Here is a 17,970-nt window from a genome sequence, read left to right on the forward strand (position 1 = left end):
CCTGATTCAACAGGGAGAGCCGAATTCATAACGGTTCGCATAGATAATTACCCACTCAGCGAAACTTAACATGTTCGTACTCGCGGCGAGTTACTGCAGGTGTATTTCATCTAACTTAGAAATCACGTGCTTTTTAGCTCAATGTTTACATGGCATGGGTGGTTATCAGATGCGCTAGACAGGAGTTAGCAAACGTATGCGCTCATTAGCATTGTTTTCGTGTGCAGCTGTTTTGGTAGGAATGTGGTTTCTTTGCAATATTCGCTACACATTTTTGACTCACTGAGTTTCCGCTCGTCGTGTTCACGCGTTGAAAGCTCAGTGTTAGCGTTTATATTTGAACCACAAGTGAAGTACGTATTAAAGGAACAAGGGTTATTCGCACTCGCGCTAGAGTGATGAATAATCTGTCGTTTAACCAGGCTGTAAGACTTCTCACAAATAGCAATTGTATTAGGTGCTGTGTATTGCTCTAACATTGCAGCCCTATTTACCGTAGTCCCCCAAATATCAAAGCCTGCAAGCGGGCGAGAAGATTGGCCGGCAAGTAAAGAGCCTGTCGCAATGCCAACTCGCAGTTGGCTTGAAGATGAAGCTAAAAGGTCGTTGCTATTTACAAGCTCGCGAGCGCGAAATGCGAATTCGATGGCGTTCACCAGAGCGTTCAAAAGCGAGTGTGTTGTACTACTGTGTTCGCCGCTAAAACTAACCGCAATATATTGATCGCCGTTTGTTTTTAATGGCGAAAGGTGTAAATCAGCGGCAAGCACATCGAATTCAGAAAACAGGCTATCTACAAGTCTGGCGCATGTAATGTCGCCATATTTAACTGAGAGTTGTTGGAAGCCTGATAGGTCACAAAAAATGACGACGGCATTTTTTATACAGCTTTTTAAATTCGCGGCACTACTTTTGGTTTCTAGCGTTGGACTTAACACCTTCGAAACCGTGGGAGAAAGTACAACACAGTGTTTTTCCTGCAATGAGAAAGGAGTGTGGTTCGTGTTGCGTAAATCCATTTGCTTGCTCCCACGGGTAGGTGAAAATTCAATGTAGAGAAATTTAGGAATAAAAAAAACGCGGTACTAATGACCGCGTTTTTCAGTGTAGTGGAAAGCGTAAGGGCTTATAACTGATCTACAAGCCTGATTGCATCACCAATGTATGTAGCAGGCGTTAATGCTTTAAGCTCTGCTTTGGCCGCTTCTGGCATATCTAGGTTATCAATAAACTCAGCAATGACCTCAGCGTTTACTTTCTTACCACGGGTCAGCTCTTTTAGCTTCTCGTATGGCTTTTCAATACCGTAACGACGCATAACAGTTTGAATTGGCTCTGCAAGCAGTTCCCAGTTGTTGTTTAGCTCGTTAAGTAAGCTTTGCTCATTAACTTCTAACTTGCTGATCCCTTTCAAAGTGGCCTGATAAGCAATGACTGCATATCCTACACCTACGCCAAGGTTACGTAGCACGGTTGAGTCAGTAAGGTCACGCTGCCAGCGAGAGATAGGAAGCTTAGCTGCTAAATGGTCAAAAATAGCGTTCGCCAGGCCTAAGTTACCTTCCGAGTTTTCAAAGTCGATAGGGTTAACTTTGTGTGGCATGGTAGAAGAGCCGATTTCGCCAGCTACCGTTTTTTGCTTGAAGTGACCCAGTGCAATGTAGCCCCAAACGTCACGATCGAAATCGATAAGAATTGTGTTAAAGCGCGCAATGGCATCAAACATTTCTGCAATATAGTCATGCGGCTCTATTTGCGTAGTGAACGGGTTCCAGGTTAGACCTAGTGAGGTAACAAACTTCTCTGAAACTTCGTGCCAATCTACATCTTTATACGCTGACAAGTGTGCATTGTAGTTGCCCACTGCACCGTTAATCTTACCAAGTAACTCAACACCTGCGATTTGGCTACGCTGACGCTTTAGGCGTATAGCCACGTTTGCCATTTCTTTACCCATGGTGGTAGGTGAAGCAGGCTGACCGTGAGTACGTGCCATCATAGGTACGTTCTGGTAGCGCTTAGCAAGCTCTACTAGCGCTTCAATTAATTTGTCACAGTAAGGAAGAATAACGGTCTCGCGGGCTTCGCGAAGCATTAAGCCATGTGAAAGGTTGTTGATGTCTTCAGACGTACACGCAAAGTGGATAAACTCATTTACTGCTGAAAGCTCACTATTGTCGGCAACCTTCTCTTTAAGAAAGTATTCAACCGCTTTCACATCGTGGTTTGTTGTGCGCTCGATTTCTTTGATGCGCATGGCATCTTCAACACTAAATTCAGCTACTATTTTGTCTAGTAGTGCATTTGACGTGTCTGTAAAAGCAGGAACTTCTTCAATTTGTGGGTTAGTAGACAGCATTTGTAACCAACGTACTTCTACTTCTACACGGTATTTTAATAAGCCGTACTCACTGAAAATACTGCGTAATTCTACGCTTTTGCCAGCATATCGACCATCGACAGGGGAAATTGCAGTTAACTGACTCAGTTCCACCTTAAGCTCCTCACTAGTTTATTAATCGTAGTGCTTTAACAGCACTGTTAAGAATGTGTTTGCGTTTAAATAAAATGTTTCTTCGTTTTCCACCCATCTGACGCCACATTACTGCAGCCCTAACACCTGCAAGCAAAAGCGCACGCACTTTATGCTGAGTAGCAGGTTGGCTTAAATAATCTGGGTTACCAGCTACCTGAATACGCGGTGCTAGCGGACTGATGATATCGCTGTAAATGCTCGCTAAAGAGGAGACTATTTGTGGGTTTTGGAAATCGATGTGAGCAAGCTGGCGCTGAACATGGGAAATACGTTCGCCCAGTTCCTGCATTGCTTTAGGCTTTCTCGCTAGCTTTCTTTCAAGGCCTAGAATACTAGCAATATAGCGGGTTAATTCCGTATCTTTTGTTGCTTGTTTGTCAGATAGCTGTGCTGCGAGTGTGGTGTAACCGGTTTTTAAGTTAGCGAGCTGGCCGAAAACCTGTTGAGGTGTTTCTGGGTCAGTAACCAGTATGCTCGATAAGCTGGCCTCTATAGCCTCGTTGTCGGCTGAACCTCGTCTGGCAAGCTGCTGAACCAGCGCCGCAGCTTGACATACACCAGCAAGAGCTAGGTTATTTTCTATGTCGGTATCTAACATCAGCGAATATAACTCTCAATAATACCGCCGCCAAGGCAAACTTCGTCACTATAGAACACCGCTGACTGCCCCGGCGTTACCGCCTTCTGCGGCTCATCAAACATCACTTCAATGGTGTCGTCTTGAGTTGGCGTTATTGTACATGGGATATCGGCCTGACGATAACGGGTTTTAACTACCGCGCGCACAGGCTCTGTAATTGTTTTTCTATCCACCCAGTGTAGCTGCTTTGCTACCAAGCCTTTCGAGTATAGGCGAGGGTGGTCGGCACCTTGGCCCACAATAAGTACGTTGCGTGCAACATCTTTATCTACCACATACCAAGGGTCATCACCGTATTTGGCTAATCCACCAATGTGTAAGCCTTTACGTTGACCTAGCGTGTGGTACATCAAGCCTTCGTGTTGGCCAATTTCTTCGCCTTCTGCTGTTTCAATAACGCCAGGCTGAGCTGGAAGATAACGTGCTAGGAAGTCTTTGAATTTGCGTTCACCAATAAAGCAAATCCCGGTAGAGTCTTTCTTATCATGAGTGATAAGACCTTGCTCCTCGGCAATTTTGCGAACTAATGGCTTTTCGATGTCACCCACAGGGAAGAGCGTTTTAGCAACGTGCTCTTCGCCTAATGTGTAAAGAAAGTAGCTCTGGTCTTTGTTGTTATCAAGACCGCGTAGCATTTGCCATTTACCGTCAACTTCTCGGCGACGAACATAGTGACCAGTAGCAATGTAGTCAGCGCCAAGGTCTTCTGCTGCAAATTCAAGAAACGCTTTAAACTTAATTTCTTTGTTGCACATAATATCTGGGTTTGGCGTACGGCCCGCTTTGTATTCCTCTAAGAAATACTCAAACACGTTATCCCAGTATTCTGCTGCAAAGTTAATGGTGTGCAGTTCAATGCCAAGTTTGTCAGCAACCGCTTGTGCATCTTTTAAATCTTCCGCTGCGGCACAGTATTCATCGTTGTCGTCTTCTTCCCAGTTTTTCATGAAAAGACCTTCAACCTGATAGCCCTGTTGTTGGAGTAGGTAGGCTGAAACAGACGAATCGACACCGCCGGACATTCCGACGATCACTTTTTTGCTGGCGTTAGATTCAATATCACTCACTATGGATTGCACACTCATTTGATTAATAAAAAAGAAACCGTATTTGTTAAATCAGTCACCAATTAACATGTTGATAAATATGCTAAGGCGCTTACCCACTCAGTGGGCCATACCACTAATCAGCCACTTACAAATAGGCCCGTTTTCGAGGTCGCGGATTTTATCAGATTCCGATAGCTAATTCACATTTAATCCTTATCTGATTAAGTAATTAAATATGTGCCAAGCGGCCGTTGGTCTTTGCTGTAAAAAATTGTCTATATGCAAAGATGAACAGGAACCTTTAACAGCGCTAAAAATCCGTGACGTTTCGGTGCCTCTTTTAGTGTGGTCAAGGAAGGTGATTTCAAGTATTAGAAATTGAATTGCCTTTAAAAGTGAACGTAGCTGCCATTATCAATACCATCAATGGTCCAATTACCCACGCGATATCTGATGAGCCGAAGGGTGGGGTAGCCGACGTGCGCCGTCATACGTCGCACTTGTCTGTTTCTGCCTTCTGTAATGGTAATTTCTACCCAGCTAGTAGGGATCGACTGTCTAAAGCGTACGGGCGGATTCCGCGGCCACACGCTAGGTGCTTCCATGGCCTTTACTTTAGCGGGGCGAGTCATTCCATCTTTTAATTCCACGCCGTCACGCAGCGCCTGCATTGCTTTTTCGTCCATAATACCTTCAACTTGCACCCAATAGGTTTTGCTGGTTTTAGCTTTTGGGTTAGCAAGTTTATGCTGAAGCTTTCCGTCATTGGTGAGTACGAGAAGACCTTCCGAATCTCTGTCGAGTCGTCCTGCGGCATACACACCGGGAACATCAATATAGTCCTTTAGGGTTTCTCTACCGTCTGCATCAGTAAATTGAGAAAGAACTTGAAAGGGCTTATTAAAAAGCACCACTTTAGCGTTTGAAGACATATTACTTCCGCTTGTTTAAATTCAAAATTTCGGGGGGGGATTTTACGACAAATGACGATGCTTCGCATGGGAAAATCAACCGCAAATAGTGGTTTGCTCAATGAAGTTTGTCGATAAATTCGGTGATCTTATGAGTTAAGACAATGGTATGACTTGTAACTCAAACTTTCGACCCTATACTAATGGTCGCTCCCATTTTTATAAGAGAGCGCATCTGCATAATTATTAGACAGTTTTAGCAGTGATAAGCGGGCTTGCTTATACATCGTATCTCGAAATTGCGTACGACTAAGTAGTCGAGTGCAAAGCCATGAGATGCATATTGCTAACATAGGGAATTGAATAATATGTAGGGAAGAAAACAGCAAGTGACCTAGTGCTTAATAAAAGCAAAAGGTGGAAAACATCAAATACGTTTCGCAATGACTGTGGGCGTGACATGAACATGTTGCGGGTTGTTGCGACCTAATGGACTAAAGACGACAGTACCCTGTCGAGAAAATTGAGGTATATAATGACCAAGTCTAAGATCATCTACACGAAGACTGATGAAGCGCCAATGCTGGCGACTTACTCACTTCTTCCAATCATCCAGAAGTTTGCTGCGGCTGCAGATATCGACGTTGAGCTAAGCGATATTTCACTTGCTGCACGTGTTTTGGCAAATTTCCCTGAGTATCTTTCTGAAGAACAAAGAGTGCCAGACGCGCTAGCTGAACTGGGTGAGATGACCCAAGACCCGAACGCTAACATCATCAAGCTTCCAAACATCAGTGCCTCAATTCCACAGCTTCGTGCAACTATCAAAGAATTAAACGCAAAAGGCTTTAATGTACCAGCGTTCCCTGATTCACCTAAAACAGCTGAAGACGAAGAAATTCGCGAGCGTTACGGTAAAGTATTAGGTAGTGCGGTAAACCCTGTGCTACGTGAAGGTAACTCGGACCGTCGAGCACCGACAGCGGTGAAGAACTATGCCCGTAAGCACCCGCATTCAATGGGTGAGTGGTCTCAAGCTTCTCGTTCGCACGTAGCGCACATGCGCGGTGGTGATTTCTACTCTGGTGAGAAATCAGTGACAGTTGAGAAAGACGGTCACGTTAGCATCGAATTTACGGGTAAAGATGGCAGCAAGAAAACCCTTAAACCGCGTGTAGATTTGCTAGCTGGCGAAGTTATCGACGGCATGTTTATGAGCAAAAAAGCGCTGTGTGAATTCTTCGAAGAGCAAATTGAAGATGCGAAAAACACAGGCATTCTTTTCTCACTACACGTAAAAGCGACCATGATGAAGGTGTCTCACCCAATCGTATTCGGTCACTGTGTAAAAGTATTTTACAAAGACCTATTCAACAAATGGGGTGACCTGTTTGAAGAGCTAGGGGTTAACCCTAACAACGGTCTTGGTAGCGTTTACGACAAAATTGCAAGCCTACCTGAGAGCCAACGCTCTGAAATTCAAAAAGATATCAACGCATGTTATGCCGACCGTCCGCCAATTGCGATGGTTAACTCTGACAAAGGTATCTCGAACCTTCACGTACCTAGTGACGTAATTGTTGATGCCTCTATGCCTGCAATGATCCGTAACTCGGGTCAAATGTGGGGACCAGATGGAAAGGCGCACGACACTAAAGCAGTTATTCCAGAAAGTACTTATGCAACCATTTACCAAGAAGTTATCAACTTCTGTAAAACGCATGGTGCATTCGACCCGACAACGATGGGTACAGTACCTAACGTTGGTCTAATGGCGCAAAAAGCAGAAGAGTACGGTTCACACGACAAAACGTTTGAACTAGAAGCAGACGGTACTGTTTCAATTGTTGACCAAGACGGCAATGTTCTTATCTCTCACGATGTTGAAGAAGGTGATATCTGGCGTATGTGTCAGGTGAAAGACGCACCTATTCAAGATTGGGTGAAGCTAGCGGTAACGCGTTCACGTCAATCTGGTATGCCTGCGGTATTCTGGCTAGATGACGAACGTGCTCACGATGCGCAACTTATCAAAAAAGTTGAAAAGTACCTACAAGACCATGATACCAACGGTCTAGACATTCAAATTATGTCTCCTGTACGCGCTATTCGCTACAGCATGGAACGTGCAATTCGCGGTCTGGATACCATTTCAGTAACGGGTAACGTTCTTCGTGATTACCTTACTGATTTGTTCCCAATCCTAGAGCTTGGTACCAGTGCTAAAATGCTTTCAATTGTTCCGTTGATGGCTGGTGGTGGCCTTTATGAAACGGGCGCGGGCGGTAGTGCACCTAAGCACGTGCAACAGTTCGTTGAAGAAGGTCACTTGCGTTGGGACTCACTCGGTGAATTCCTGGCACTTGCTGTATCGCTAGAAGATGTTGCTATTAAGCACAGCAACACCAAAGCAAAAGTTATTGCTACTGCACTTGATAAAGCAACGGAAAAACTACTAAACAACGGTAAGTCTCCGCTTCGTAAAGCAGGTCAGTTGGACAACCGTGGTAGCCATGTTTACCTAGGCCTATACTGGGCTGAAGAAGTAGCGAACCAAACGGAAGACGCAGATCTAGCTGCGCAATTTAAGCCAGTGTATGAAGAGTTGTCTGCGAAAATTGACGACATCTTGGCTGAGATTGATGCAACGCAAGGTAGCGCGCAAGAAATTGGTGGTTACTACTACCCTGACGAAGACAAGCTTTTCGCAACCATGTCTCCAAGTAAGACATTAAAAGCTATCTTAGGCGCATAGTATTTTGTGTATATGCGTTAGGCTTATAGGTCTAGCGCATAGAATAGTACTCTCAAACCTGAGAAGCTATTTCAAAACAACGTTTAAAAGCCCTCTCTTCAAACGAGAGGGCTTTTTTTATGTAGAACCACTATACCTACGCTAACACGCCGCGATTACGAACATTTTAAACCTAGCTGAGTAGGCAATGGTCTACGCGGACTGGTATAAGGGGTAATAAGGGGTAGGGCGATATACCTTATGTTTTGGAAACGAATGTATAAGCGGGAGATAAAAGGAACAGGAAAAAAGCTCGTTGATTGTCTAATTTGAGCTAGTACGCAACTTTAATACACAACGTTAAGATAACGTAATGCTTATTTTTGTGGGGAAAATTTAAACGCACTTATCCGCACGAGCGCTTTACCGCACCTACACATTTTGAATGGCAAGAAAAGCAAAAGCCCGACGTAAAAGGTCAGGCTTTAAAAATTCTTTTCTTAACGCTCTGGTTCTTCTTTGAAGCCAATGTTCTCAGCGTGAAGACCTTTAGGCCCTTGCTGAACTTCGAACGTTACTTCTTGACCCGCTTTTAGCGAACGGTAGCCTTCCATCTGAATCGTTGAGTAATGCGCAAAAATATCTTCGCCGCCGTCCTCAGGAACGATAAATCCAAAACCCTTTGCGTTGTTAAACCATTTAACTTTGCCAACCGCCATACTTCGACTTCCTCTTAATCCTTGAACTCACGAGTATATGCCCCCATTATAGATCCGGAGACACGGTGGAAAGAGTATTGATTGTAGCTGCTACGCAGTAAGTTATGTCGTAGCTAACGTGCAATACTCAAAACCACTATACAAAATGTAGATTTTTTAACCATATTATGTCAAGGGCAAATGTGAATAAATTTATCCAAAAGTTTGTACACATATGTGCCATTAAACCACTATTATTAAGTTATGAGTAAAGACAACGCTATTAGTATCGAAAAGGAAAAACAGAAAGACGCGCAGCGACAGAAGCCGCAGCCGCCTCCCATGTATAAAGTGTTGTTGAACAATGACGACTATACACCGATGGATTTTGTCATTGAGGTACTCATGCAGTTTTTCAATATGGACGCTGAGAAAGCCAACCAACTTATGCTGACCGTTCATTATCAAGGAAAAGCCGTGTGTGGCATTTTTACTGCTGAGATAGCAGAGACAAAAGTGATGCAGGTTAATCAGTACGCACGCAAACATCAGCACCCGTTGATGTGCACGATGGAGCAGGCATAAGGTTTTTTGTAGAGGGCGAGCAATATGTTAAATAAAGAATTAGAACAAACGTTAAATAACGCGTTTGTATTTGCCAGAGAGCATCGTCATGAGTTTATGACGGTTGAGCACTTGTTGTTGGCATTGCTTGATAACTCAGCTGCTCGCGATGCGCTCAAAGCATGTGGTGCCGATATTGAGGCAATTAAAAGCGAACTGTTAGCTTTTGTTAAAGATACTACGCCTCTCATTTTAGATGACCAGTTAAACGAACGCGAAACTCAGCCCACGCTCGGTTTCCAGCGCGTGCTGCAGCGTGCGGTATTCCACGTTCAGTCGTCTGGTAAGGACGAAGTTACTGGCGCCAACGTACTTGTTGCTATATTCAGCGAGCAAGAGTCTCAGGCCGTTTATATTCTCAAGAAGGCGGATGTAACGCGCTTGGATGTGGTGAATTTCATTAGCCATGGCGTAAGCAAAGCGGATGATGATGAGCCCGTAAACCCTGAAGCGTCGGAAGAGGCTGAAGCAGGCGAAGAAGGTGGCTCAGCATTGAGCAAATACGCAACTGATCTAAATCGTCACGCGAAAGACGGCAAAATAGACCCGTTGATTGGCCGCGATTCGGAAGTAGAGCGCACTATTCAAATTCTATGTCGTCGTCGCAAAAACAACCCGCTGCTTGTGGGTGAAGCGGGCGTAGGTAAAACGGCGATCGCAGAAGGTCTTGCATACAGAATCGTTAACGAAGACGTGCCTGATGTTATTGCTGAAAGTACTGTTTATTCACTGGATTTAGGTGGCCTTCTTGCTGGTACCAAATACCGTGGTGACTTTGAGAAGCGTTTGAAAGCAATTCTGAAAGAGCTTGGTAAAGACAAGAACGCCATTTTGTTTATTGATGAAATCCATACCATTATTGGTGCAGGCGCTGCGTCGGGCGGTGTAATGGACGCGTCAAATTTACTTAAGCCTAAGCTATCAAGCGGTGAACTACGCTGTATTGGCTCAACCACATATCAAGAGTATCAAGGTATTTTTGAGAAAGACCGCGCCCTTGCACGTCGTTTCCAGAAAGTTGACGTTACTGAACCTAGCGTCAGCGATACCACAAAGATACTGCTTGGCCTTAAGAGTCGCTACGAAGAGCACCACAATGTGCGTTTCACACAAAAAGCGATTCAAGCTGCGGCGGAATTGTCGGCTAAATACATCAACGAGCGTCACCTTCCGGATAAAGCCATTGATGTAATGGATGAGGCGGGTGCAAGCCAGCGCTTATTGCCGCCTTCTAAGCGCAAAAAAACGATAGGTGTGGGCGACATTGAGCAAATTATTGCAAAAATGGCGCGTATCCCTGAGAAGTCTGTATCGGCTTCTGACAAAGAGGTGCTTAAGAACCTTGGCCGCAACCTTAAAATGGTCGTGTTTGGTCAGGATAAGGCTATAGAGACGCTTAATGACGCTATATTGCTATCACGTTCTGGACTTGGAGCTGAAGCAAAACCAATTGGTAGCTTCTTATTTGCCGGTCCAACTGGTGTTGGTAAAACAGAAGTAACCCAACAGCTGGCTAAAATCATGGGTGTTGAGCTTGTACGTTTTGATATGTCTGAGTATATGGAACGTCATGCAGTTAGTCGCCTCATTGGTGCGCCTCCTGGTTACGTTGGTTTTGACCAAGGCGGTCTGTTAACAGATGCGGTAATCAAAAACCCGTACTCAGTAGTGCTGTTAGATGAAATTGAGAAAGCGCATAGCGATATCTACAATATTCTTCTTCAGGTTATGGACCACGGTACGCTGACTGATAACAATGGACGTAAGGTTGACTTTAGAAACGTAGTGTTAGTGATGACCACCAACGCAGGTGTTCAAGAAACCGTACGTAAATCTATTGGCTTTAAGCAGCAAGATCACAGTCACGATGCGATGTCTGAAATCAATAAGGTGTTTACACCTGAATTCAGAAACCGCCTGGACGGTATTATTTGGTTTAACCATCTTGATCCTGAAATCATCTTGCAGGTGGTAGACAAGTTCATTATTGAGCTTCAGGCACAGCTTGACGTTAAAGGCGTGTCGCTAGAGGTCACTAGTGCAGCCCGCGCTTACATGGCTGAGAAAGGCTATGATAAGGCAATGGGTGCACGTCCTATGGCGCGCGTCATTAAAGATGACCTGAAGAAAGAGTTAGCGAACGAGCTATTGTTTGGCGAGTTATCTAAAGGCGGAAACGTTAAAGTAGACTGCGTTGATGACAAACTTACCTTTGAGTACACAGGTGTAGGTGCAACGTCTGAAGAAGCAGAGCCAACCTAATGTAATAAAGCATGTAGCGCTAGGTAGAAAGACTAATGTCGTCTATCAAGCGCTATATCTTCGTTAGTAACTTTGTTTTTAGCGATAGTGCTTCGAGGATGAAATAGGTAAAACCCAGATACGAAAAAGCCCGATCTTAATCGGGCTTTTTTTATGCGTTACCGCTTAAATGGCTCATTATCTTGCGCGATAAACGATACGACCTTTGGTCAAATCGTAAGGAGTCATCTCAACGGTGACCTTATCGCCAGTAAGAATACGGATATAGTTCTTACGCATTTTACCAGAGATGTGTGCAGTCACTACGTGACCGTTTTCTAGTTCAACGCGGAACATAGTGTTAGGTAGCGTGTCTAACACAGTACCTTCCATTTCAATACAATCTTCTTTTGCCATGTAAAGCAGTTACCTCAGTAATTCAAAATTTTTGCCGCGCAGACCTTACCCAATCTTGGGTTCGGTGTAAAGCAATTAAGTGGGTATTTTACTATTTTTGCTAAATAGATGCCATTCATTGTCACTAAACTGCTCAAATGGCAAAAATTTGTGTTTATAAGACATTTTTTGACAACCCTCTACGTAATAGCCCAAATAAACATAGTGGTGGCCTAAACGCCTCGCTTCCTCAATTTGCATGAGTATCATCCATGTTCCTAAAGACGCAGAGCTATAGTCAGGGTCGAAAAACGTGTAGAGCGCAGAGAGGGCACCCATATGTTCGTTAGCATCGACGACGTCAGTGACAGCCACTGCAATGAGCTTGTCGCCATCATAGGCCTCTAGGTAATGGGTTGTCATCCAATCACACAAAACGAAATTGTCGAACTGGGTTCGTGAAGGCGGATACATACTACCGTCGGCATGTCGCTCCGTAATGTAGCGTTCATACAACGGGTAGTATGTGCTTTTAGTTTCACTAACTAGCTGAACGCGAAACCCTTGGTTGGCCTTTAACAGCCTTTTTTGACTGCGAGAGGGGGTGTAAGCATTTACCGGAATTCGCACCGACTTACACGCCTTGCAGGCTGGGCAGTGTGGACGGTAAATTTGTTCACCGCTTCGTCGAAATCCCACTTGAATAAGTTGCGAGTATCGCCACGCCTGAAAATCATTATTTTCGGCGTATACTAATAATTGCTCTTGCTCATCGGGCAAATAGCTACATGAAAATGATTGGGTTATACCAAACTTCACGGAGTAATCACTCTTGGCTTCCAACGATTAAGGTAGTCTTCTGACAGGCTACCGTCTTCAGTTAAAGTGTGGTTGTTGTTTTCCAGTTTTTCAATAAAGTTTTCACGGGATAACACATTCGCACCAAGGGATGACAAATGATCGGTAGGAAGCTGGCAATCAATAAAGGCCATATCGTGAGACTTCATGTGCTCAACCAACGCCATCATAGCAAGTTTTGAGGTATTACTTTCCCGGTGAAACATCGATTCACCGCAATATACCTTGCCAATTCCAACGCCATATAGTCCACCCACCAATGTTTCGCCGTCCCAAACTTCCACAGAGTGTGCTAAACCCAAACCATTGAGCTGCCGGTAAGCCCCAATCATGTCATCGGTAATCCATGTTTCGCTATTGAGTTCACCTGTGTTTGGGTTTTTACGAGGGGTTGATGAACAGGCTTCAATTACTCGGTCGAACGCATAATTTAACGTTACCGTGTATTTTTGTTTTCGAGCAAGCTTCTTAAGGCTTTTCGATGCGACAAAATTGTCGAGTTCAATAATGGCTCTGGGGTCGGGTGACCACCACAACAGCGGTTCGTCATCACTGAACCAAGGGAAAATGCCCTGTGAGTAGGCAGAAAATAAACGTGCAGGACTGAGGTCGCCACCAAATGCTAGCAGGCCGTTAGGTTCGTCTAATGCAGTGTCGACTGGAGGGAAGGGCGCGCCTTCTTCGATGTAATGTAACGCTATCATAATCGGGCCAGAAAAAAGCCCCACTGAACAGCAGGGCTTGGGAAACAGTATTAACCTTGTTCGGGCATCGTACCGTCTAAGTATTTTTCAGCATCTAGCGCCGCCATACATCCTGTACCTGCTGATGTAATGGCCTGACGATAAATGTGATCGCTCACGTCACCTGCAGCAAAAACACCTTCAACGCTTGTTTGCGTCGCATTGCCGTTTGTACCGCTGTTTACAACGATATAGCCATCTTTCATTTCAAGCTGCCCATCAAAGATATCGGTATTCGGTTTGTGACCGATAGCAACGAATAGACCCATAACATCAAGCTCTTCAGTGGCATCACTGTTCGTATCTTTAATACGGACTTTGGTTACACCCATTTCGTCACCGAGCACTTCATCTAGCGTACGGTTTAAGTGTAATACCACGTTACCGTTTTCTGCTTTATCACGAAGGCGTTGCTCAAGAATTTTTTCACTTCTAAAGCTATCTCTTCTGTGAATAACATGTACTTCTGATGCAATGTTTGAAAGGTAAAGCGCCTCTTCAACAGCGGTGTTACCTCCACCAATTACCGCTACTTTTTGATTGCGATAGAAGAAACCGTCACAGGTTGCACAAGCAGATACACCTTTACCCATAAACGCTTGCTCTGATTCAAGACCAAGGTATTTAGCTGAAGCACCTGTAGCAATGATTAGTGCGTCACACGTATAAGTACCGCTATCTCCGTAAAGCGTGAAAGGGCGCTTCGAAAAGTCGGTCTTATTGATGTGATCGAAAATAATTTCAGTATCGAACTTTTCAGCATGCTTTTGCATACGAACCATTAGATCAGGACCAGTAAGGCCCTCAGGATCGCCCGGCCAGTTTTCTACTTCTGTCGTGGTAGTAAGCTGTCCGCCTTGTTGAATACCAGTTAACAGTACAGGTTTAAGGTTTGCACGTGCAGCATAAACCGCTGCTGAATAACCTGCAGGGCCTGAACCCAAGATAAGTAGACGGACGTGTCTGCTTTCTGCCATTTTCCTCTCCAAATAATTCACCCAATAGGGTTACTTATAAAATTTCTCTTAGAAAGCTAGGTAGGGGCGAAAATCTGTAAATCAAGCTCAACACCTAGTTACTTTTATTATAGTAATTTGCCAGCGCAACATCTGCAGGTCGTTATTCACTTGCTTTAACAAAAGTAACAACAAAGCCATGCAGCACAATGTTTAGGCTTAAGCTCTATATGATGCCTTTAAGCGAGAAAAATGTCACTTAAAGATAGATTGAACTTATACCTTTTAATTATTAACGTACGGTATGTTAGTTACACAATGCCGATCTTCACAGCAGACCATAAGGCAGCCGCCACATCAACGAAACTTAATTAACTACAGTGCAATCGTATTTGATAAGATCGATGTTGATAGTTTATCGCTGTAATTACGTACTGATTTAGAAGAACCAGTTTGTATTAGCCAAAAAGCGGATTACAATTTAGTTATAACTATCGAATAATGACGTGAGTGATATCAGTATTAATGCTGATAGTAAGGTTTATCAAAGAGGTGAGGCATGTCTCAATCAATAATGACAATGTTGAAAAACGGTCAGCAGTACATGAAGACATGGCCTGTAAGAAAAGAACTCTATGCCTTTTTCCCAGAGTGTAGAGTTGTAGCAGCGACTAAGTTTGCAATTAAAACCATGCCGCCAGTGGCTATGGTTTCATGCGCGCTGCTCTATCAGAGTTTAGGCGCCGATTATCTACCTCAAACCATTACCATAGGTGCTTTCTTCTTAAGTCTGCCTATGCAAGGTTTGCTTTGGCTAGGACATCGCTCTGACCAATACCTTCCACCACAACTGAAAAGCTGGTATCAAGAAATCCACTCAAAAATGCGCTCGCAAGGTGTAGCTATGACCAATGCTAAATCAAAACCAAAATATAAAGAGCTAGCGCAACTTCTTAAGACAGCGTTTAACGATTTAGACAACGCATTTACTAAACACTGGTTTAATTAACAGCACGTATCCTGTAAATACCGCTCGCCAGACAGCGTCTTGGGTCAATTGGCTTTTAGGCTGCCAACGTCTGGTGCGCGAAGCAAGGCCTGACACTTCCTACATTTGTATTGTGCCCCTTTTGAAATGTTATTGTGTCTGCGTGTACTTAGCGCATAAGTGTCACAGTCACACACATAATGAAAAGTGCGGGCTACCCGTTTCACGTCAAATTGATGGGTAGCATTAGGCGTGCAGTTAAATACGCTGCGCATTATCGACTGCCATTCTTTGCCGTGGGGCTGAACTCTGCCAAACAGAACCCATACCAATAAATGGCTGACTTCGTGTGGTACCACGTCACTTAAAAAGGCATCGATATTATCTTTAAACAGAAGTGGGTGAAAATTCACGCGGTTTTGCTGTAAAAACGCAGTGCCCGCATTTTTCCCCGACCGTCTAAAAGTGATGGTCGGGCGCTTGAACGTTTGCTTGAAGTATTGCTCTGCTTGCTCATAGCAATAAAAAACAGCGTCGGTAATAACGCGACGCTGTTCTTGAGTTAAGTCATTTGAAGCGATGTTGCTGCCTCTGTCTTTTTACTGTTTCTACTTATTTGCTGCGCGTATTATTTAACGTCACAAGGTAAACATAGCACGTAGGTACCCTTAGGGTCGTTTAGTTGGTTTACTAAACTGAACTCTTTAAGTACGCGCTTAAATTCATTTACCAGTGCAGAGTCAGCATGGGCAAATTGCCATTTGCCCACAAACGTCATTGCCTGGCCAAAGAATTCCTTCCAGAAAATTTCCTGGGCACTCAGCGTACGTTGTACGTAGAATGTATCATAATTTTCTAGCTCGGCGAGCTCGGCCGCAGCAACTACAGCATCGTCAACCGTACCAAGCTGGTCTACCAAGCCAAGTTCAATTGCATCTTCGCCAATCCACACGCGTCCTTGGGCAACCCTATCCACTTCTTCTACCGACATACCACGAGCATTTGAAACCAACGACAAGAAGTTTCCGTAAGTGTTTTCAACGTTGCGCTGAAGAATCTGACCGAATTCTGGTGCTAGTGGACGCACAGTAGAGAAGCCTGCAAGCTCTGTAGAGCCCACACCGTCACTGTGAATACCTAGATAATCCAGTGAATTCTCGTAGGTCATAAACATTCCAAACACGCCAATCGAGCCTGTAATTGTGCTAGGGCTTGCAATTATTCTATCGGTACTTGCTGCAATCCAATAACCGCCTGAAGCTGCATAGGTGCTCATAGAAGCAATAACGGGCTTACCTGCTTGTTGTAGCTGCAACACTTCCTGACGGATAATTTCAGAGGCGAATGCGCTGCCTCCAGGAGAATCAATCTGTAGAACCACTGCTTTTACGTTGTCATCAAGACGAGCCTTACGCAGAAGACGCGCAGTGCTGTCGCCACCTATAGTACCGGCTTTTTGATTACCGTCTAAGATGGTGCCCTTGGCAACTACAATCGCCACTTTATCCATATCTGACTCGATAACCGGCATAGGCGGGTTAACAACTTTAAGATAGGTATTGAACGAAGTGAGGTTAACGCCGTGATTGTTTTCATCTTCACCGACTAACTCAGTAAGCTCCAATCTTACTTCTTCGCGGGTCTTCAATGCGTCTACCCAATTATTCTCAAGCGCATACTGTGCGAAATCGCCGCCTGCCGCTTCAAACTTTGCTAATAAACCTTCAAGGGTCTCGTCAAAGTTTGCTTCATCGATACCGCGAGCTGCTGCTACATCCGCTTTGTATTGCGCCCAGTAACCATCTAACCACTGTTTCTCCGCTTCTTTTGCTTCTTCAGACATATCATTTCGCATGATAGGCTCAACAGCAGATTTATAAGTACCAACCCGGAAGATATGCGTGGTTACTTTTAACTTTTCTAGCATGTCTTGGAAGTACATGCCATAACGGCCGTAGCCTTCAAACATTAACCCGCCCATTGGGTTCAGATAGATGCTATCAGCGTGTGCTGCCAAGTAATATTGGTCTTGGGAAAAGTAATCGCCAATGGCATAAACGGGCTTTTCAGATTCTTTAAATGCGTCAATAGCATTAGCTACGGTGCGTAACTTGTCTAAACCACCGCCGGTAAGACCTTGAAGGTCAAGAACCAAAGCTTTAATACGGCGATCCTTTTGCGCATTTTCAAGCACTTTCACTACATCGCGTACCAGTACTTCTGGGTTTTCAGGTTCACTGCCTAGCGATTCTTGTAAGAACTGTTCGAAAGGATCAATGCTTTCTTTTTCTATAACTAGCTTGCCGTTAAGCGTAAGAAACAAAGCACTGTCTTTGTTTACGGTAAACTGTTCATCGTCCTGACCAGTTATTGCGATTATCAATCCAACAAAAATAACAATGAATATCAAATTAAAGAAAAGTTTGCGGGTGAAGTTAAGCACCGTCCACAAGCCAATAAACAAGGATTTAGTCCAATTTCCTTTGGCTGCCATTTTAATCACTACCTTTTTTTGAATTAACTAACCAGAGCAAGATAGATCAGGCATACCTTACTCACGTACTGCATTCTATTATGTTACCTAAATCGAGTAAGA

At 44.2% G+C, this 17,970-nt stretch carries 16 protein-coding genes; 4 read left to right on the top strand and 12 right to left on the bottom strand.

All coding sequences use genetic code 11. The features are described from left to right. Window positions 1-185: 185 nt before the first annotated feature. From BZA03_RS04250 to BZA03_RS04270, 5 genes are all read right to left on the bottom strand, one after another. Window positions 186-1,019 (bottom strand): adenylate/guanylate cyclase domain-containing protein, encoded by an 834-nt coding sequence (locus BZA03_RS04250; RefSeq protein ID WP_110288058.1) that lies wholly within the window; start codon window positions 1,017-1,019, stop codon window positions 186-188. A 107-nt stretch (window positions 1,020-1,126) separates the two neighbouring features. Continuing rightward, window positions 1,127-2,494 carry an adenylosuccinate lyase gene (gene purB / locus BZA03_RS04255; RefSeq protein ID WP_039229483.1) on the bottom strand — a complete coding sequence of 456 codons (1,368 nt, stop codon included), beginning with the start codon at window positions 2,492-2,494 and terminating at the stop codon, window positions 1,127-1,129. 13 nt (window positions 2,495-2,507) lie between these two features. Continuing rightward, window positions 2,508-3,134, bottom strand: a complete 627-nt coding sequence (gene hflD / locus BZA03_RS04260; protein ID WP_014949326.1) for a high frequency lysogenization protein HflD — start codon at window positions 3,132-3,134, stop codon at window positions 2,508-2,510. Beyond that, a complete protein-coding gene (mnmA, locus tag BZA03_RS04265; protein WP_044556785.1) occupies window positions 3,134-4,261 on the bottom strand; it encodes a tRNA 2-thiouridine(34) synthase MnmA in 1,128 nt (375 codons plus the stop codon). Before mnmA ends, hflD begins: the two co-directional genes overlap by 1 nt. 353 nt (window positions 4,262-4,614) lie before the next feature. Then, window positions 4,615-5,157, bottom strand: coding sequence for an rRNA large subunit pseudouridine synthase E (locus BZA03_RS04270; RefSeq protein ID WP_014976399.1), 543 nt, complete (start codon window positions 5,155-5,157; stop codon window positions 4,615-4,617). A gap of 514 nt (window positions 5,158-5,671) precedes the next feature. Here BZA03_RS04270 and BZA03_RS04275 point away from each other — a divergent pair. Beyond that, complete coding sequence (locus tag BZA03_RS04275; protein ID WP_075176505.1) at window positions 5,672-7,891, top strand: NADP-dependent isocitrate dehydrogenase; 2,220 nt, start codon at window positions 5,672-5,674, stop codon at window positions 7,889-7,891. Window positions 7,892-8,370: 479 nt separating this feature from the next. Here the strand turns inward: BZA03_RS04275 and cspD are convergent, their stop codons facing one another. After that, on the bottom strand, window positions 8,371-8,589 hold the full coding sequence (gene cspD, locus BZA03_RS04280) for a cold shock domain-containing protein CspD (protein ID WP_014949330.1): 219 nt from the start codon (window positions 8,587-8,589) through the stop codon (window positions 8,371-8,373). Window positions 8,590-8,832: 243 nt separating this feature from the next. On the opposite strand from cspD, the gene clpS reads away from it, so the two are divergent. Together clpS and clpA are read left to right on the top strand one after the other, a co-directional pair. Then, window positions 8,833-9,153, top strand: a complete 321-nt coding sequence (gene clpS, locus BZA03_RS04285) for an ATP-dependent Clp protease adapter ClpS (protein ID WP_014949331.1) — start codon at window positions 8,833-8,835, stop codon at window positions 9,151-9,153. Window positions 9,154-9,177: 24 nt separating this feature from the next. Then, entirely contained in the window at window positions 9,178-11,454 is a 2,277-nt protein-coding gene (gene clpA, locus BZA03_RS04290) for an ATP-dependent Clp protease ATP-binding subunit ClpA (RefSeq protein WP_014949332.1), read from the top strand. 177 nt (window positions 11,455-11,631) lie between these two features. Here clpA and infA read toward each other — a convergent pair whose 3' ends face one another. The 4 genes from infA to trxB all read right to left on the bottom strand — a co-directional run bounded on the left by infA (window position 11,632) and on the right by trxB (window position 14,407). Next, on the bottom strand, window positions 11,632-11,850 hold the full coding sequence (gene infA, locus BZA03_RS04295; protein WP_014949333.1) for a translation initiation factor IF-1: 219 nt from the start codon (window positions 11,848-11,850) through the stop codon (window positions 11,632-11,634). Window positions 11,851-11,925: 75 nt separating this feature from the next. Continuing rightward, window positions 11,926-12,648, bottom strand: a complete 723-nt coding sequence (locus BZA03_RS04300) for an arginyltransferase (protein ID WP_014949334.1) — start codon at window positions 12,646-12,648, stop codon at window positions 11,926-11,928. Further along, complete coding sequence (gene aat / locus BZA03_RS04305) at window positions 12,645-13,391, bottom strand: leucyl/phenylalanyl-tRNA--protein transferase (protein WP_110288086.1); 747 nt, start codon at window positions 13,389-13,391, stop codon at window positions 12,645-12,647. The genes BZA03_RS04300 and aat overlap by 4 nt, the downstream gene beginning before the upstream one ends. A gap of 50 nt (window positions 13,392-13,441) precedes the next feature. Next, window positions 13,442-14,407 (bottom strand): thioredoxin-disulfide reductase, encoded by a 966-nt coding sequence (gene trxB / locus BZA03_RS04310; RefSeq protein ID WP_014949336.1) that lies wholly within the window; start codon window positions 14,405-14,407, stop codon window positions 13,442-13,444. Window positions 14,408-14,945: 538 nt separating this feature from the next. On the opposite strand from trxB, the gene yfbV reads away from it, so the two are divergent. Continuing rightward, entirely contained in the window at window positions 14,946-15,395 is a 450-nt protein-coding gene (gene yfbV / locus BZA03_RS04315) for a terminus macrodomain insulation protein YfbV (RefSeq protein WP_014979203.1), read from the top strand. 44 nt (window positions 15,396-15,439) lie between these two features. Here yfbV and BZA03_RS04320 read toward each other — a convergent pair whose 3' ends face one another. Together BZA03_RS04320 and sppA are read right to left on the bottom strand one after the other, a co-directional pair. Continuing rightward, window positions 15,440-15,955 carry a SprT family zinc-dependent metalloprotease gene (locus BZA03_RS04320; protein WP_309146368.1) on the bottom strand — a complete coding sequence of 172 codons (516 nt, stop codon included), beginning with the start codon at window positions 15,953-15,955 and terminating at the stop codon, window positions 15,440-15,442. 47 nt (window positions 15,956-16,002) lie between these two features. Beyond that, the gene (gene sppA, locus BZA03_RS04325) at window positions 16,003-17,868 is read right to left on the bottom strand and encodes a signal peptide peptidase SppA (RefSeq protein WP_110288059.1); all 1,866 of its coding nucleotides are present in this window, start codon (window positions 17,866-17,868) and stop codon (window positions 16,003-16,005) included. Between the last annotated feature and the right edge of the window lie 102 nt (window positions 17,869-17,970).

Origin of the sequence: Alteromonas sp. I10 (genome assembly GCF_003201515.1) — a bacterium.
Taxonomy (GTDB): domain Bacteria; phylum Pseudomonadota; class Gammaproteobacteria; order Enterobacterales; family Alteromonadaceae; genus Alteromonas; species Alteromonas macleodii.